This is a genomic window from Xanthomarina spongicola, from assembly GCF_003148645.1.
GTDB lineage: Bacteria > Bacteroidota > Bacteroidia > Flavobacteriales > Flavobacteriaceae > Xanthomarina > Xanthomarina spongicola.
Genome location: NZ_QGGP01000003.1, coordinates 99,863 through 115,886 on the forward strand (window position 1 = coordinate 99,863; position 16,024 = coordinate 115,886).

A 16,024-nucleotide genomic window follows, 5' to 3' on the forward strand; every position below is an offset into this window, starting at 1 on the left:
TTAATAGCATAAACAGATTGACTAATTTAATTTTATGTTATTATGAATCTAACAATTACTCACTACAACAATTTCTTTAAAGTTACAGGCATTTTAAACAGACAATCTGTTGGTGTGTTTCTAAAAGAATTTCAAGATGTTTTTGAAAGAAATCAATCTATAACTATAAGTATTGAGGGTTTACAAAGTATTGATAAGGATGGTGTAAATGCTTTAGCAAAACTGCACAACGAATCTATTGTATTAAAAAAACAATTATCTATTATTGGTTTTGGTTGTAAGGATTTATACGATCATTTTAAATCTCATGATGCTGCATAATTAACAAGACATATCTGCTATTATTTTCCATTCACCATTAATTTTTTTAAAGATAATTATAAAAACGCCATTAGCATTGCCTACATCTCTAGTTAAATGATATTCGCCCATAACCCAATAGGTATTATCTTCAATTTTGGAAACATCGTTAATAACAAATTCTAAAATACCACTTTCGGCTTTAGTTGGATAACCTTTTTTGTAATTATTTAAGGTATTTTCCCAGCCTTTTGTTAAACCGCCTCCACCATAAAATTTAAGAGAATCATTTTTCCAGTAACCTTTCATGAATCCTTCCATGTCATGATTGTTCCAAGCTATTTCTTGTAAATTCATAACGGCTAAAATAGCTTCTTTATCATTATTAACACCAGTTTGTGCATTGCAAGCTATTGAGCCAAGAATGCAAAGGAATAAAAACAATTTTTTCATGTTTAAATATACTAACAAAAAATTACATTTCACATAATTAATAGATAGATTATAAAGCAACTTTAATCTGATATTATTATGATTTTAACGAAAAATTTAATCGGCTGTTTTTTTGTTTGCTAAAAAAGGATAAATTAGTCTCATTAACTTGCTGTTATCTTAAACTATTTAATTTCTCCCGAAACATTTTAATAGTAAAACAGATTGATTTCTAATATAAATTGGAATGAATTAAGTTATTAAATGTTATATATCAAATGAAAAGTACAAACGAATTAAAAGCCAACATTAAAAAATACATTTTAGAAGCATCTTTGTCTGATGTGAAAGATGTGGAAGACGATGCCTTGATTTTTGAAAATGGCTTATTGGATTCTATGGGATTATTGTTTCTTATTGAATTTTTAGGTGAATCCTTTCAGGTTGAGGTAAGTGATGAAGAATTAAATCCAAAAAATTTCGAATCCATTAATAATATTGTCTCTTTCGTATCCAACAAACTATCTGTAAAAGTTTAAGTTCTTCAGCAAACAACAACTAATTTAACATGTGTGGCATAGCTGGCTTTTATGGTAATATAAACAAAGAGCAATCTCTTCCTACATTACAACGCATGCTTACTAGAATCAAACATCGTGGTCCAGACCAAAGTGGTGTTTATGTTTCTAGCAAAGTAGGTATAGGTAGTGTTAGGCTTAGCGTTATTGACCTTAGTTCAGGTACTATGCCAATTTCCAATCAAGACGATAGCTTATGGATTGTGTTTAATGGAGAAATATTTAACTATATAGAACTTAAGGAAGACCTAATTCAAAAAAAACACGTCTTTAAAACCCATAGCGATACCGAAGTTATTCTTCATCTATTCGAAGAATATGGTCCAGAATGTCTCAAAAAATTAAACGGACAATTTGCCATTGCCATTTGGGATAAAAATAAAGAAGAATTGTTTTTAGCTAGAGATCGTGTAGGTATAAGACCTTTGTTTTACACAAATGTTAACGATACGTTCGTATTTGCTTCAGAAATAAAATCCTTTTTAGAATATCCAGAAATCAATCTTCAGTTTTCAGGTAAAGCCCTTTCAGAATATGTGACTTTTTGGACGGCTCTTTCACCAAATACAGTTTTTGAAGATGTTTTTGAAGTGCCTCCAGGAACTTATATGCTAATTAATTCTGAAAAAATTACAAGCAAAAATTATTGGGAGTTACCTATTGTAAAGCCAGGCGAATACAGTTATACAAATATTGAAGAAGCTGCAAAAGCTTTTGAAGATATTTTTTTAGATTCTATTAAATTGAGACTTCGAGCAGATGTACCAGTAGCAGCTTACTTAAGTGGAGGTATAGATTCGAGTATTACAACATCTTTTATTAAGCAGGTTTCTCCAGAAAAATTGAGAACCTTTTCTATTGGTTTTACTGAAAAAGATTTCGATGAATCTGCTTATCAAAACATAGCAGCTTCCTATTTTAGCACAGAACATTCTAGTGTTACTTGTAGCGAAAAAGATATTTCGAATCACTTTAAAGAAGTTGTTTGGTTTACCGAAGCGCCACTTTTACGAACAGCTCCAACACCAATGTGCTTGCTTTCTAAAAGTGTTAGAGACCAGAATATAAAAGTGGTTATTACTGGCGAAGGTGCCGACGAACTTTTAGGAGGTTATAATATTTTTAAGGAAACTAAAATCAAGCACTTTTGGGCAAAAGATCCACAATCTAAATACAGACCTTTATTGTTAAAAAGACTGTATCCATATTTACCACAGATTAGCAATTCTAGCAGTAACATGCTAAAAATGTTTTTTGGATATAAGCTAAATGAAACCGAATCTCCAATTTATTCGCATTTGTTAAGATGGCATAATACCAGCAGAATTAAGAACTATTTTTCTGAAACAATTAAAGAAAATATTAAAGATTATACTCCAATTGAAGATTTAGAAAACCAACTGGAATCTAAATTAAATGGCTACGATTATCTTACAAAAGCACAATGGTTGGAAATTCATTTATTTATGTCTGGTTACTTATTGTCTTCGCAAGGAGATAGAATGGGAATGGCAAATTCTATTGAAGGTCGCTATCCGTTTTTAGACCATCGCGTTATTGAATTTTGTATGACATTACATCCAGATTTAAAACTTCATGGATTAAACGAAAAATATCTTCTTAAAAAAATGATGGCAGGTAGATTGCCAGAAGAAATATTAAACAGATCCAAACAAGCCTATCGAGCTCCAATTAGAAGCCTTTTTGTTTCTGAAGAATTGCCCGAATATTTAAAAACCATGCTTTCAGAAGATTGCATTGCAGAATTTGGTATTTTTAATGTAGAGCATGTGAAAACCTTACACGCCAAGATAACAACAAATAAAGGCGTATCAGAAATAGATAATATGGCTATAACTGCTATTTTATCCATTCAGATTTTATACGATTTATTTGTAAAAAGAACCATTCCAAACCTAACTGAATCTGATTTAATCACACTAGATAAAATAATTATTGAATAAAACCATTAAAACCATGAAAGAAGCACGTAGACCATTTTCAAAGGAGATTATTCATATAGAAAATATTGACCAAGTTTGTAATAAAATTATAGCCAAACTTAAAATCGATGTGACCAAAAATTTACAACGTCGTGGAGCCATTGTTGGTATAAGTGGAGGAATCGATTCGTCGGTTTGTTTGGCTTTATCTGCAAAAGCTTTTGGTTCAAAAAACGTGTTGGGTATCATGCTTCCAGAAAAGGATTCTAGTGATGATAGTCGACAATTAGCCGAAAAATTAGCTGCTACCTATGGTGTAAGCACGTTAGTTGAAGACATCACAAAAGCATTAGATGGTTTTGGTTGTTACGAAAGAAGAGACGAAGCCATTTTACGTGTGATTCCAGATTTCGACAAAAAAGTAGATAAAGCTAAAATTGAAATCAAACAAAATATAGCTGAAAATATTCCAGCAATTTTCTCTATAACTGTTATTAAACCTAATGGAGACGTGGTAAGTAAACTTTTACCAGCAAGAGAATATTTGCAGATTGTAGCTTCAACAAATTTTAAACAACGTAGTAGGATGTCTATGCTGTATTATCATGCAGAACGTATGCATTATGCAGTTATTGGAACGCCTAATAAACACGAAGTTGAGCAAGGGTTTTTTGTAAAACATGGAGATGGAGGAGCAGATGTTATGCCAATTGGGCATTTTTACAAAACGCAAGTGTATCAAATAGCAAAACATTTAGGAGTGCCACAAGAAATTATAGACAGAACACCAACTACAGATACCTATACAGCAGAGCAGTCTCAAGAAGATTTCTTCTATCAAATGCCTTTTGCATCCATGGATTTAATCTGGTATGGTTGGGAAAATAACTATCCAGCAGATGAGGTTGGAAAAGTAATGGGCAAAACAACCAAAGAGATTGAAAATATCTATAAAAGCTTTGAAAGAAAAAGAAAAACAACCGAGTATTTAAGGATGCGACCTATATTTTAAATTAGAATACATGAATGTTTTTGATTACTTTTTTAAATCTACACAAAACCTTGAAAAGGACTTTTTATTGGGTTCAAAGGAAACAATTTCATTTAATAAACTCTATTCCAACAGTTTAAAAATAGCTGCGTTTTTAAATAGATACATTGGAGCAGAAAAGAACATTATTTTAATAAGCCCGAACTCAAAATTCTTTATAACTACTTATTTGGGCATATTAAAATCTGGGAATGTTTGCGTTCCATTAAATTTCGCTATAGAACAAGAAAATCTAGATTTTATAATCAATACAACAGAATGTGACACCATTTTCATTGCAAAAAGTGTCAGATCAAAATATACCATTCCGTCATACATTCATGTTATTGAGGAAAAGGATTTAGAACAAATTATCGACAATCAATCTATTGAGGATTATTATGTTGAGGTTAAGAAAAATCAGTTGGCAGAAATTATTTTCACTTCAGGATCAACAGGGATTCCAAAAGGTGTCATGATAAGTCATGAAAATATTATTGCTAACACTAATTCAATTATATCTTATTTAAACCTAACGTCTAAAGATATTATGTGTGTGGTATTACCTTTCTTTTATTGCTATGGATTATCACTTTTACACACACATTTAAGAGTTGGTGGTTCTATTATTTTAAACAATAGTTTTATGTTTTTAGGAGCTGTTTTAAACGATTTAAAAGACTATAGATGTACTGGTTTTGCTGGTGTTCCAAGTCATTTTCAAATCTTGTTGAAAAAATCAAAAACTTTTAAAACTACATCATTTCCAGATTTAAGATATGTAACTCAAGCAGGTGGAAAATTACATTCGGTTTTTATTGATGAATTTGTAAAAGCTTTCCCAAAGATAGAATTTTACGTGATGTATGGACAAACCGAGGCTACAGCCAGATTGTCTTACTTAGATCCAAAAATGATTCATAAAAAAATGAATTCCATTGGAAAACCTATCCCTAATGTCAAGTTTAAAATTGTAGATGATAAGGGTGAGACCACTGGAGTTAACCAAGAAGGCGAATTATTAGCCAAAGGTAAAAACATTATGCTGGGTTACTATAAAGAGGAAGAAGAAACCCAAAATACCATTAAAAATGGTTGGCTTTATACAGGAGATGTCGCCATAGTTGATGAAGACGGCTATTATTATTTGAAGGCCAGAAAAAAAGAAATATTAAAAGTAGCAGGAAAAAGAGTAAGTCCAAAAGAAATTGAAGAAGTCATCCTTTCAGTTGAAGAAGTCATGGATTGTACAATTTCTGGTTACGACGACGATTTATTTGGTGAAGCAATACAAGCAACCATAGTAGTAAATGGCTCTTTTGATGAAGAACAATTAAAAGAGAAAATACTGCATATTTGTTCTAAAAAATTGGCAATTTATAAGATGCCACAAAAAGTTGTTTTTGAAAAGGCATTAAAGGTAAGTGCTACTGGAAAAAAAATTAAATAGTATAATATTAAGAAACCACTATTTTATTTATGGACTTATTATAAAGCACTAAATATTCGTTTGAAACTTCTTCAAATTTTATAGATTTTATAAATAAAAAACATGATACAGTTCTTACCACATAAGGGCTAAAACCAGCATAATTATAAGATCTTGATGTGTTAATGTTTTTTACTTCGCCAAAGGTTATGGCAGATTTAGCGCCTAAGACTTTGCTCTTTTCAGATACATCATATAAGAAAGAAGGAATGATTCCCATACCTCTAAATTTTGGAATTGTAAACACATTCTCAAGTAAAACCTCATCTGACTTAAGTTGAGGAAACCTATTTCCCCAAATGGATTTTAGTTTTTTGTTCTCTGTAGAATCAATTAACCAAACTCTAGCACATGGAATATTTTCCTTGGTAACACCAATATAACAGGTTTTAAAATTAAGAATCAAGCCGTTGTTTGGGTTGTCTATAAAATATGGCTCATCTTCTTCAATAAACTCACGAATAGTTATGGGTTTAAGCGTTCTGGGCTTTTTAAAGGGGACACTTAAATCCCGTTTAAAACCGAAAGCTATTTCTTTGGAGTACAACCTATTTAAAAATACATTCCAAACATATTTAATCCTACCTTTTTTAATTAATTTAGGTAAAATGGCAATTTTATGGAAGGGATGACTACTCATAAATCTATAAGTGAAATAGGTTTATGTAAAAATAAACATAAAGTTTAAAATACAAGGGGAAAGTACCCGATTGACAGCAAATTATTTAAGTATTTTTTGTTGTTTTTCGAAAAAAGCATCTGCTTGTAACTGCATCAGTTCTCTTGCTTTTTTACGTTTATAGTTGTACAATTCTTCTTCTTCTTCTGCAATATCGTTATAAATCTTATTATTAAGGTTAATGTCTGTTTGTAATAAAGCATTTCTTTCTTTTACATTTCTATCAACCCAAGTATTTAAAGCGCTTTCGGAGTCTTCAAGTTTAAAATCGTATTCACTTTTTGGTGAAAGTATTTTTGCAAAAATTGGTGAAGTTTCAATAGCTAAAAACAATAAAAAGATAAAAAGTGAAGGCAACAAAGGCAGTTTATTTAATGCATTTACTCTAGCCATTAATCCATCAAAACCATCAATTATAGGTTGCGATGCTTCAATCTTAGAATTTAAATTGGTTCCTAATTCAGCTATTTGAGCTTCAAGAGTAGCAATTTTAGCCTTATTATCTATTTTTAATTGTTCTAACTCTGTTAATGAAGCATCATGCTTATCTCTTTTTTCTTGATAAACAGGTCCTTTGCCTAATAACTTAGTTCCAGCAGTTCCCTCTGCTTCAGTTATATATATATTGTAAAGTGCATTTACTTCAGCTTCTTTTGTAGTTATTTGTTGTTGTAATGCAGTAATCTCATTACTTAGATTATTGATATTTGGATTATATTGTTTAGCAATTTGTTCCTTATTAGCTAAGGTTAGTTCGTTTTTTTGTTCAAGTAAAACTTGATTGATTTCTTTTTCAAAGATTTTTAATTCAAGTGGTTTAGAAATAACTATTGCAATAATAATTGCTAAAATAATTCTTGGAAAAGCTTGGATGAATTCATCTAAAACTTGATTTCGTTTTTTAATAGTTGAAACAATAAACCGATCTAAATTAAATATAAGTAAACCCCAAATTAGGCCGAAACCTATGGCAATAAAAGGATTATCGAAAACAGTATAAAGTGCATAGCTAGAAGCAATAAAAGCCATAACTGCTGTAAAGAAAACAGTTGCTCCAATACCAGCATATTTATTTTGTTCACCATTGGAACAAGTGTCTAAAATGTCTGAATCTGATCCAGAACAAAGGATGAAGAATTTTTTTAACATGATTTGATTGATTTTGATTGATAGACTATTAGAACGCAAATTATGGTTATTTGTTACAAAAAAAGCCTTGAAATTTCAAGGCTTAATATTTTATATATGTTTTAGAATTACTAATCTATTGTTATTGGTTCCTTACTTATGTAAACTTTTGGGTTTTTAGAAGATGATTCTTTAGCAGAGATATTCAAAGACTTATTTTTCTTTAACATGTTTATTGCTTGATCTGAAGTTATTTGCTTTCCTTCAAAATAAAAAGTAGCATCTTTTTTAGCCATCTCAATAACAAAATCTAAAGGCGCTTTTGGAGGTGGAGGAGGAGGTGGTGGTGGAGGAATGTTAGATTCTTCTCCTTTTTTAACCATTGAACGCATCTGATTGTATTTATCTATAGTCTTCTGATATTTTGCTTTTTCCTCAGGTGTAGCATCAGCAGGAATTGGAGGAGGTGGAGGTAAGTCGTGAGCCATTTTCATCTCTGGAGCTTTTGGTGGAGGTGGAGGAATTATTTCTTCAACGTTCTTAATGTTTTCATCTATTGATATTGGTTCTTTGCTTAAGTAAACTTTTGGTTTAGATGTGTATGAACCTTTAACTAAAACATTCAAAGACTTATTTTCTTTTAATAAGTTAGAAGCTTTAGTTGATGAGATTTGCTCGTCTTCATAATAGAATGATGCACCTTTTTTTTCATAGGCACTTACAAAATTTGAAGGAGAATCTGGGTTTGCTGGAGGTGGAGGAGGTGGAGGAGGTGGAATGTCACTTTTTTCACCTTTTTTTACAACAGGGGAATTTGAATAGTTTTCATCATTTCTATCTGCCAATTGAATTAATATAGGCATTTTTATGTTTGAATTTGTGGTTTTTATATTAAAAATTTGAATGATTTTATCAGATTCATTCTCGTTTAAAAAGCCTATGGCTTCTTTATTTAGTTTGTTACCAGTTATTGAAACTGTTGGTTTACCTATAAATTTAATTAAAAAACTGCTTATTTCTTCACCTGTATTAGTTCCTAAAATTAATTTTTCAGTAGCTTCTTTAGATAGTTTTACTTTACAACCTTCACATTGAATACCATTTATGGTTACAATGGTTTCTTGTTGTATTTCTTTAACTATTTCATTCTTACTTTCAATCTCTTTCTCAATAACTTTTTTTGTACTAAAGCTGTAAATTAAAAGGGCTAATACTGGGAGAAGCACAAAGCTTCTCAACCAAATTGTTGTTTTTGATGTGTGTGTTTTCATAACTGTAAATCGTTTTTTGATGAATGAATAATTAATGGCTGTTGCCAATTGTGGTTCTAAAGCATTTGATGAGAATGCCAATAATATTTGTTGATATTTTGATAGTGTAACACCTTGCTTTATTACTTCAAGGTCTGCAATAAACTCATGGTTTAATTTCACCGTTTTTTTAAGCATATAAATAAGTGGGTTAAACCAAAGTATGATTTGAAATAATTCAATAAATAAAATGTCTAACGAATGTTTTTGAACAGCATGTACTTCTTCGTGAATCAATACTTCTTCCGGTATCTGCTGAGTTTCAAAACGAGTTTTGTTTAAAAAGATATAACTTAAAAATGTATGAGGGACTATCAACTCTTCTAATAAAACATTGGTTGATTTATTAGTTTTCAACTTCGGGTTTTGGTTTATTTTGAGTATGATGCTACTTAAATTAAAAATGAATTTCAAACTAAAAATAAGTACGCCTATTAAGTAAATGCTCCAAAGAATGTATGGTAAATAGTTTACAGATGCTTCTTGTGGATTTAAAGGTGTTAATGTTGTATTACTTATTACTGTATTGTTTAAGTTTAGTGGAACTTCAATATAATGTGTGAATGTAATAAATGGAATTCCAAAAGAAATTAAAAGGCAAACCAATAAGTAAAACCGTTTAAATACATGCATGTTTTCTTTTTCTAAAAGTAATTTGTAGATAAGTAAGAAAACGGCTAGACAAGCACTGGATTTTATAATGTATACTAACATGATTACTTGTTTTTAATTTCGTTATCGATGAGTTTTTTTAAGTCTTCCAATTCTTCTTTGGTCAGATTGGTTTCTTTAGTAAAAAAGGAAGCAAATTGAGAAGCACTATCGTTAAAAAAGTTTTTTATTAAACCATTTACGTGCTTTGAGAAATAATCTTTCTTTTTAACCAATGGAAAATATTCTCTAGATTTCCCGTATAATTTATAATCTATAAAACCTTTATCAGCCATTCGTTTTAATAAAGTAGCTACAGTTGTTGTAGCAGGTTTTGGTTCTGGATATGCTTCTAGCAAGTCTTTCATAAAAGCTTTCTCAAGTTTCCATAAATGGTTCATTAAATCTTCTTCGGTTTTCGATAAGGCTTGCATAGCTCTACAATATTAGAATGTTCTCTACAAATGTAGAACAATAATTTAATAATCAAAATATTTTCAGCATTTATTTTTAAAAAGGTATCTTTGACCCTAAATTAAAGGCTCTAAAATTTAGATGAAAAGACTTGTTATTGTTGCGTTGGTATTACTTTCTGTAAGCTCTTTTGGGCAAACAGTACAAAATTTAATAGATAAAGTAGATATTAATAGATTGGAATTAACTGTTAGCGAATTTTCTGGTGAACAACCAACACTTGTTAATGGAAATGAGGTTACTATTTTAAATAGACAGCAAGCTAATAACGATTTAGCAGCACAGTATATTAAAGAAAAGTTTCAGCTGTTAGATAATTTAGTAGTTACAGAACAAGAATTTAATTTTAATGGAAAAAACATAATTGCTACACAAACAGGCAAAACAAACCCTAATGATATTTATTTAGTTTGTGCTCATTATGATTCTGTAGCAAATTATTGTGCAGATGATAATGCCACTGGAACTGCTGCTGTTCTTGAAGTAGCTAAAATTCTTTCAACACAATGTCTAGAAAATACGATAGTTTATGCACTTTGGGACGAAGAAGAAATTGGATTGAGAGGATCTAATTTTTATGCAAACTATGCTGAAACAAATAATTTAAATATTCTTGGTGTTATAAATATGGATATGATTGGTTACGATGGTGATTTGCCAGGACAACCTGGAGATAACGATTTTGACATTGACGTTAGAGATTTGCATGGTTCATTATCAATTAAAGACGATTTGTTAGCTTTATTAAACACCTATACTTTTAACCTAAACCCTATAGTTGTGGATCCAGGAACTATAGCAAGCGATCATGCTTCTTTTTGGAGTAAAGGTTATCCTGCAGTTTTAGTAGGAGAATCTTGGGAAACAAATGATGAATCAATTTATTATCATTCTTCAGCTGATAGATTAAGTACTTTAGATTTACCTTACTTTAAAGAATTAACAAAATTAGTTACTGCTTATATGGCAACTAAGGGAGGTTTACTAGCAATTGATAATACAGTTACTACGTCTATAACATTTATAAGTGCAAATCAAAATGGTGCAAGTTATCAATGGATAGATTGTGACACAAATACATTGTTGACAGATGAAACGAATCAATCTTTTGTTCCAACTGAAAATGGAACTTATGCTGTAGAAGTTACAGTAGGATCATGTATGGAAAAAAGTGATTGTATCTCATTTAACACATTAAATACAGAAGAATTTGCTTCAGATGATTTTCATATTTCTCCTAATCCAGTAACTAATATTTTAAGAATTCAGACGAATTTAAAAGAATCTTTTTCAGTTCAATTATTTAATATTTCAGGTAAATTAACATTAGATAAGCCTTTAAATAATATTGAAACGGCAATAGATGTATCTTCACTCTCAGTTGGTACATATTTTTTAAAAATTAAAATGAATAATACCTCTAAGACATTTAAAATTATAAAAGAGTAGTAATATTTTATTGAAAAAATAAAAATCCGTTCAATTTAAAACTGAACGGATTTTTTTATCTAAAAATATTATTTAGAAAGTTCTGTAAAATACTTATAAAATAAAGGAATTGTTTCAATGCCTTTATAGTAATTAAACAATCCATAATGTTCATTAGGCGAGTGTATAGCATCACTATCTAAACCAAATCCCATAAGAATAGTTTTGCTTTTCAATTCTTGTTCAAATAAAGCTACAATAGGAATACTTCCTCCACTACGTTGTGGAATAGGTGTCTTGCCAAAAGTATCAAAATAAGCTTTACTTGCTGCTTGGTAACCTATACTATCTATTGGAGTCACATAACCTTGGCCTCCATGATGAGGTTTTACTTTTACAGTAACACCTTTTGGAGCAATACTCTCAAAATGGGTTTTAAATAATTGTGTAATTTCTTCCCAATCTTGATGTGGTACTAATCTCATTGATATTTTAGCAAAAGCTTTACTGGCAATAACTGTTTTAGCTCCTTCTCCAGTATAACCTCCCCAAATTCCGTTGACATCTAGTGTTGGACGAATGGAATTTCTCTCGTTGGTTGTATAACCTGCTTCACCATAAACAGCGTCTATATCTAAAGATTTTTTATAAGCTTCTAATGAAAAAGGTGCTTTAGCCATTTCAGCTCGTTCTTCTTTTGAAAGATTTTCAACCTTATCATAAAAACCAGGAATAGTAATATGATTGTTTTCATCATGCAATGATGCAATCATTTTTGTTAAAACATTTATAGGATTTGCAACTGCGCCACCATATAAGCCAGAGTGCAGATCTCTATTTGGACCAGTAACTTCAACTTCTACATAACTCAAGCCACGCAAACCAGTTGTAATTGAAGGAACATCTTTAGCAATCATGCCTGTGTCTGAAATTAAAATCACATCGTTCTTTAATTTCTCCTGATTCTTTTTAACAAAAATGGCCAGATTAGAACTGCCAACCTCTTCTTCGCCTTCAATCATAAATTTCACATTACAAGGCAACTGATTGGTTTTGGTCATAAACTCCATGGCCTTCACATGCATGTACATTTGTCCTTTATCATCGCAAGCACCACGAGCAAAAATTGCTCCTTCAGGATGTAACTCTGTTTTTTTTATAATAGGCTCAAAAGGAGGTGAATTCCATAAATTTAATGGATCTGGTGGCTGAACATCATAATGACCATAAACTAAAACCGTAGGTAACTTTTTGTCAATTATTTTTTCTCCATAGACAATTGGGTAGCCATCTGTTTCGCATATTTCTACATGGTCGCAACCAGCTTCTTCTAATCGAGTTTTAACAACTTCGGCAGTTTGTTCAACATCTTTTTTATATGCTGAATCAGCGCTTATGGATGGAATTTTAAGCAAATCGATAAGTTCGTTTAGAAAGCGATCTCTATGTTGATTTACATAAGTGGATATGTTTTTCATAAATTTTTTGAATTTTATCAAAAATACAAAATCATAAAGAATTTTTTATCAAAAGATAGGTATGTATATTAAAACTAATTTTTATATTTGCACTCCTTATTGCGGGTGTGGTGGAATTGGTAGACACGCCAGACTTAGGATCTGGTGCCGCGAGGTGTGGGAGTTCGAGTCTCCCCACCCGCACGAAATAAGCAAAAAGCTTCAACATTATGTTGAAGCTTTTTTTATAAATTTGTTAAAAGTTTATTATTGCTTTATTAGTTTGCAAGTATGCGTATCGCCATCTAAGTTTTCTACTTTTACAAAATACATGCTTTGAGGTAAGTTTGAAATATCAAATAAAGTGCCTTTTTCCGAATTGCCTTTAAACACTTTAATGAGTTTTCCAGTAATATCAAAAATTTGTAATTGACTTACATCTTTATTTATTGAAAAGGAATTGCTTGTAGGATTAGGGTATAAGATTATATTCTCAATTTTGTTGTTAATATTTTCAATTCCTAAGGTGCTGTCCAAGTCGCCTTCTAAAGAAATGTTAAATGAAGAACTATTATTATAAGTTACTGTAACCAATCCATTATTTTCTGGTAGAGTGGTATTATTAAGGGTAACTTCAATGATTAAATCTGAATTTGAGCCAAGAAAAATATCATTATAAGTTTGAGATAGACTATAATCACCTCCTGTCAATTCTATAGAATCTATAAAGGTTCCAGTTGTTCCTAAAACATTTGAAAGAGTGATTTGTAAAACAACACTACCATCAGTTTCTGAATAAATAAAAGACTTTACATATTCATCGGCTTCAAATGTTGAAAGTACATTTGGAGTTCCTACTGGATTATCTTCATTATAATATTCCATTTCTTTAAACGGAAAACCTCCTTTCCCAGCTACAACAAAAATACCATTTCCTGAGACTATAGCTTCTGTACCATCTCTGAATTTTCTTGTTGAGTTTTTTGTTGTCCAAGTATTAGTAATTGGATCCAAAGCTTCAACATCGTTAAAAGTTCCTTCAACCTCTCCAGCTATGACATAAATTTCATCTTGATAGACAGCTACAGCAACACCAGATCTTGGGGTTGGGAGGTTTTTAGATGGATTTAATGTTGTCCATGTTTGAGTAGTAAAATTATAAATATCAATCTCTGGTACCAAAGGAAATCTTGCTCCTCCAGGCCCACCAGATTGTCTTCCTCCTAAGAGATATAAATTGTCACCATACACGGCTACTTTAAAATGGTCTCTTTCGTGAGGTGCATCAGGTAGTTGAGTCCACACACCAGTTTTAGGATCATATTCATCAAACCAAGATTTATAATTTCCATTATGACCACCTGTATTTCCTCCAACCAAATAGATTTTATTGTTATATATGGCAGATCCTCCTGCACCTCGTCTTCTAGATGCTGGAATTTCTATTCCTTCAGTCCATTGGTCACTTAAAGGATTATACATAAACACATGTTCTGCAGGTGCTTCATTTGGGTCATTATTATCAATTAAAGCTCCAATTATCCAGACTAGACCTTCATATTCAATAGATTGAAAATGGTGCAATAATATTGGTGAAGCTGTGCCTGCTGTCCAAGTATCACTCGCATAGTCATATATATCTACTACCTGAGTTTCTCTACCACCTATTAGTATGAATTTATCGCCAACTTGAATAAATCCACATTCGTGTCTTGCCGTGTAATTCTCATCTTCATCTTTAAGCGTCCACGTTTGACTGAATAAAGAATTTTCTAATGGAAAAAAGAATAGAAGCATGAATAAAAATAGGGAGAGATTCTTAATGTTAAGACTCTTAAAATATATCATAAGACAATGTAAATAAGTAAATTAGATTAATAGCTAATTGAAAAGATAAAGAATTATAAAATGATATAAAAAGATAGAATAATTAATTCGATAAAGATACTTTTTTGTTCGATTATCATTCTAATAATGTGTAATCTAATTACAATAATACTTGTTAATTCAATATTTTTGTGTTGTAATTAAATAATATATTTAGCGACTATTATTAAAATTGAAAGACTTTTTACGAATAAATTAATGGAAGGAATATACTATGCTAACTTGGAAAGATGTTATTAATTTTTCAGTTAATGGAAATCCAACACCTGATAAACGTGTTGAGAAATCTGAAGCTGAATGGCGAGCTCTATTAACTCCTGAGCAATATAGAATTACAAGACAGAAAGGAACTGAACGACCACATAGTGGTGCTCTTTGCAGTACTCATGATACAGGCAAGTACAATTGTATTTGTTGCAATGCGCCATTATTTGATTCAACCATAAAATTTGATTCTAGTTCTGGCTGGCCAAGCTTTACTCAACCTGTAAAACCGAATGTTATTAAGTACGAAAAAGATACTGCTTTTGGTATGGTAAGAGTTGAAATAATGTGTAGTACATGTGACGCACATTTAGGACATATATTTCCAGATGGTCCAGAACCAAGTGGTTTGAGATATTGTGTAAATTCTGAATCCATTCAATTAGAAAGGGAAGAAAATGACTAAAAAGTTACAACAAGCTATATTAGGAGGAGGCTGTTTTTGGTGTACTGAAGCTGTTTTTCAAGAAGTAAAAGGTGTAGAAAAAGTAATTTCAGGTTATACAGGTGGAATTGCTCCAGGAAGACCTACTTATAGAGAAATTTGTTCTGGATTAACTGGTCATGCTGAAGTGGTTCAAGTGTCTTTTGATGCAAATGTAATTTCATATGAAGATATTTTAATTATTTTCATGACAACTCACGATCCGACTACATTGAATCGTCAAGGAGCAGATAGAGGTACTCAATATCGATCTGTAATCTATTATCATAATCAAGATCAAAAAGAAATTGCTGAAAAAGTACTTAAAGAAATAGCAATTTATTACAAAGATGAGATTGTAACAGAATTAAGTAAGTTAGGAATTTTTTATGAAGCCGAAGAAGACCATCAAAATTATTATAAAAATAACCAAGAACAAGGTTATTGCAGTTTTGTTATTACACCTAAATTGGCAAAACTACGTAAACTACATGCTGATAAGTTAAAGACTATTGAAGTAAAATAAAATTAATTTTAAAAAAGAAAGGAC

The 16,024-nt window shown here is 30.9% G+C and carries 15 protein-coding genes and 1 tRNA gene; 9 read left to right on the forward strand and 7 right to left on the reverse strand.

Annotated elements, in window-relative coordinates:
- The first annotated feature begins 42 nt into the window (after positions 1-42).
- Positions 43-321 (forward strand): hypothetical protein, encoded by a 279-nt coding sequence (locus tag LX78_RS07370; RefSeq protein ID WP_109682026.1) that lies wholly within the window; start codon positions 43-45, stop codon positions 319-321.
- Here the strand turns inward: LX78_RS07370 and LX78_RS07375 are convergent, their stop codons facing one another.
- Positions 322-753 carry a YybH family protein gene (locus LX78_RS07375; protein WP_109682027.1) on the reverse strand — a complete coding sequence of 144 codons (432 nt, stop codon included), beginning with the start codon at positions 751-753 and terminating at the stop codon, positions 322-324.
- 257 nt (positions 754-1,010) lie between these two features.
- Here LX78_RS07375 and LX78_RS07380 point away from each other — a divergent pair, with 257 nt between their 5' ends.
- The 4 genes from LX78_RS07380 to LX78_RS07395 are packed head-to-tail and all read left to right on the forward strand — an operon-like array spanning position 1,011 to position 5,733.
- Positions 1,011-1,271: an acyl carrier protein gene (locus LX78_RS07380; protein WP_109682028.1), complete on the forward strand. Its 261-nt coding sequence runs from the start codon at positions 1,011-1,013 to the stop codon at positions 1,269-1,271.
- A 29-nt stretch (positions 1,272-1,300) separates the two neighbouring features.
- Entirely contained in the window at positions 1,301-3,274 is a 1,974-nt protein-coding gene (gene asnB, locus LX78_RS07385) for an asparagine synthase (glutamine-hydrolyzing) (protein ID WP_109682029.1), read from the forward strand.
- Positions 3,267-4,265 carry an NAD(+) synthase gene (gene nadE, locus LX78_RS07390; RefSeq protein WP_245881499.1) on the forward strand — a complete coding sequence of 333 codons (999 nt, stop codon included), beginning with the start codon at positions 3,267-3,269 and terminating at the stop codon, positions 4,263-4,265. The genes asnB and nadE overlap by 8 nt, the downstream gene beginning before the upstream one ends.
- Before the next feature lie 10 nt (positions 4,266-4,275).
- Entirely contained in the window at positions 4,276-5,733 is a 1,458-nt protein-coding gene (locus LX78_RS07395; RefSeq protein ID WP_109682030.1) for an AMP-binding protein, read from the forward strand.
- Between the two features lie 7 nt (positions 5,734-5,740).
- Here the strand turns inward: LX78_RS07395 and LX78_RS07400 are convergent, their stop codons facing one another.
- The 4 genes from LX78_RS07400 to LX78_RS07415 form a co-directional block, all read right to left on the reverse strand.
- The gene (locus LX78_RS07400) at positions 5,741-6,412 is read right to left on the reverse strand and encodes a hypothetical protein (RefSeq protein ID WP_109682031.1); all 672 of its coding nucleotides are present in this window, start codon (positions 6,410-6,412) and stop codon (positions 5,741-5,743) included.
- Between the two features lie 81 nt (positions 6,413-6,493).
- Complete coding sequence (locus LX78_RS07405) at positions 6,494-7,600, reverse strand: DUF4407 domain-containing protein (RefSeq protein WP_109682032.1); 1,107 nt, start codon at positions 7,598-7,600, stop codon at positions 6,494-6,496.
- A 110-nt stretch (positions 7,601-7,710) separates the two neighbouring features.
- Positions 7,711-9,603, reverse strand: a complete 1,893-nt coding sequence (locus LX78_RS07410) for a M56 family metallopeptidase (protein WP_109682033.1) — start codon at positions 9,601-9,603, stop codon at positions 7,711-7,713.
- Positions 9,604-9,605: 2 nt separating this feature from the next.
- Positions 9,606-9,974, reverse strand: a complete 369-nt coding sequence (locus LX78_RS07415; RefSeq protein WP_109682034.1) for a BlaI/MecI/CopY family transcriptional regulator — start codon at positions 9,972-9,974, stop codon at positions 9,606-9,608.
- A 121-nt stretch (positions 9,975-10,095) separates the two neighbouring features.
- On the opposite strand from LX78_RS07415, the gene LX78_RS07420 reads away from it, so the two are divergent.
- On the forward strand, positions 10,096-11,463 hold the full coding sequence (locus LX78_RS07420) for a M28 family peptidase (RefSeq protein WP_109682035.1): 1,368 nt from the start codon (positions 10,096-10,098) through the stop codon (positions 11,461-11,463).
- Between the two features lie 68 nt (positions 11,464-11,531).
- On the opposite strand, the gene LX78_RS07425 is transcribed toward LX78_RS07420, so the two are convergent.
- Positions 11,532-12,920 carry a dipeptidase gene (locus LX78_RS07425; protein ID WP_109682036.1) on the reverse strand — a complete coding sequence of 463 codons (1,389 nt, stop codon included), beginning with the start codon at positions 12,918-12,920 and terminating at the stop codon, positions 11,532-11,534.
- A 101-nt stretch (positions 12,921-13,021) separates the two neighbouring features.
- On the opposite strand from LX78_RS07425, the gene LX78_RS07430 reads away from it, so the two are divergent.
- Positions 13,022-13,103: transfer RNA gene (locus LX78_RS07430), tRNA-Leu, on the forward strand.
- Between the two features lie 63 nt (positions 13,104-13,166).
- Here the strand turns inward: LX78_RS07430 and LX78_RS07435 are convergent.
- Positions 13,167-14,696 (reverse strand): T9SS C-terminal target domain-containing protein, encoded by a 1,530-nt coding sequence (locus tag LX78_RS07435; RefSeq protein ID WP_170109819.1) that lies wholly within the window; start codon positions 14,694-14,696, stop codon positions 13,167-13,169.
- Positions 14,697-15,000: 304 nt separating this feature from the next.
- Between LX78_RS07435 and msrB the strand changes: the two genes are divergently transcribed.
- Both msrB and msrA read left to right on the forward strand, forming a co-directional pair.
- Positions 15,001-15,456, forward strand: a complete 456-nt coding sequence (msrB, locus tag LX78_RS07440; RefSeq protein ID WP_109682038.1) for a peptide-methionine (R)-S-oxide reductase MsrB — start codon at positions 15,001-15,003, stop codon at positions 15,454-15,456.
- The gene (gene msrA, locus LX78_RS07445) at positions 15,449-16,000 is read left to right on the forward strand and encodes a peptide-methionine (S)-S-oxide reductase MsrA (protein ID WP_109682039.1); all 552 of its coding nucleotides are present in this window, start codon (positions 15,449-15,451) and stop codon (positions 15,998-16,000) included. Before msrB ends, msrA begins: the two co-directional genes overlap by 8 nt.
- Positions 16,001-16,024: the final 24 nt, after the last annotated feature.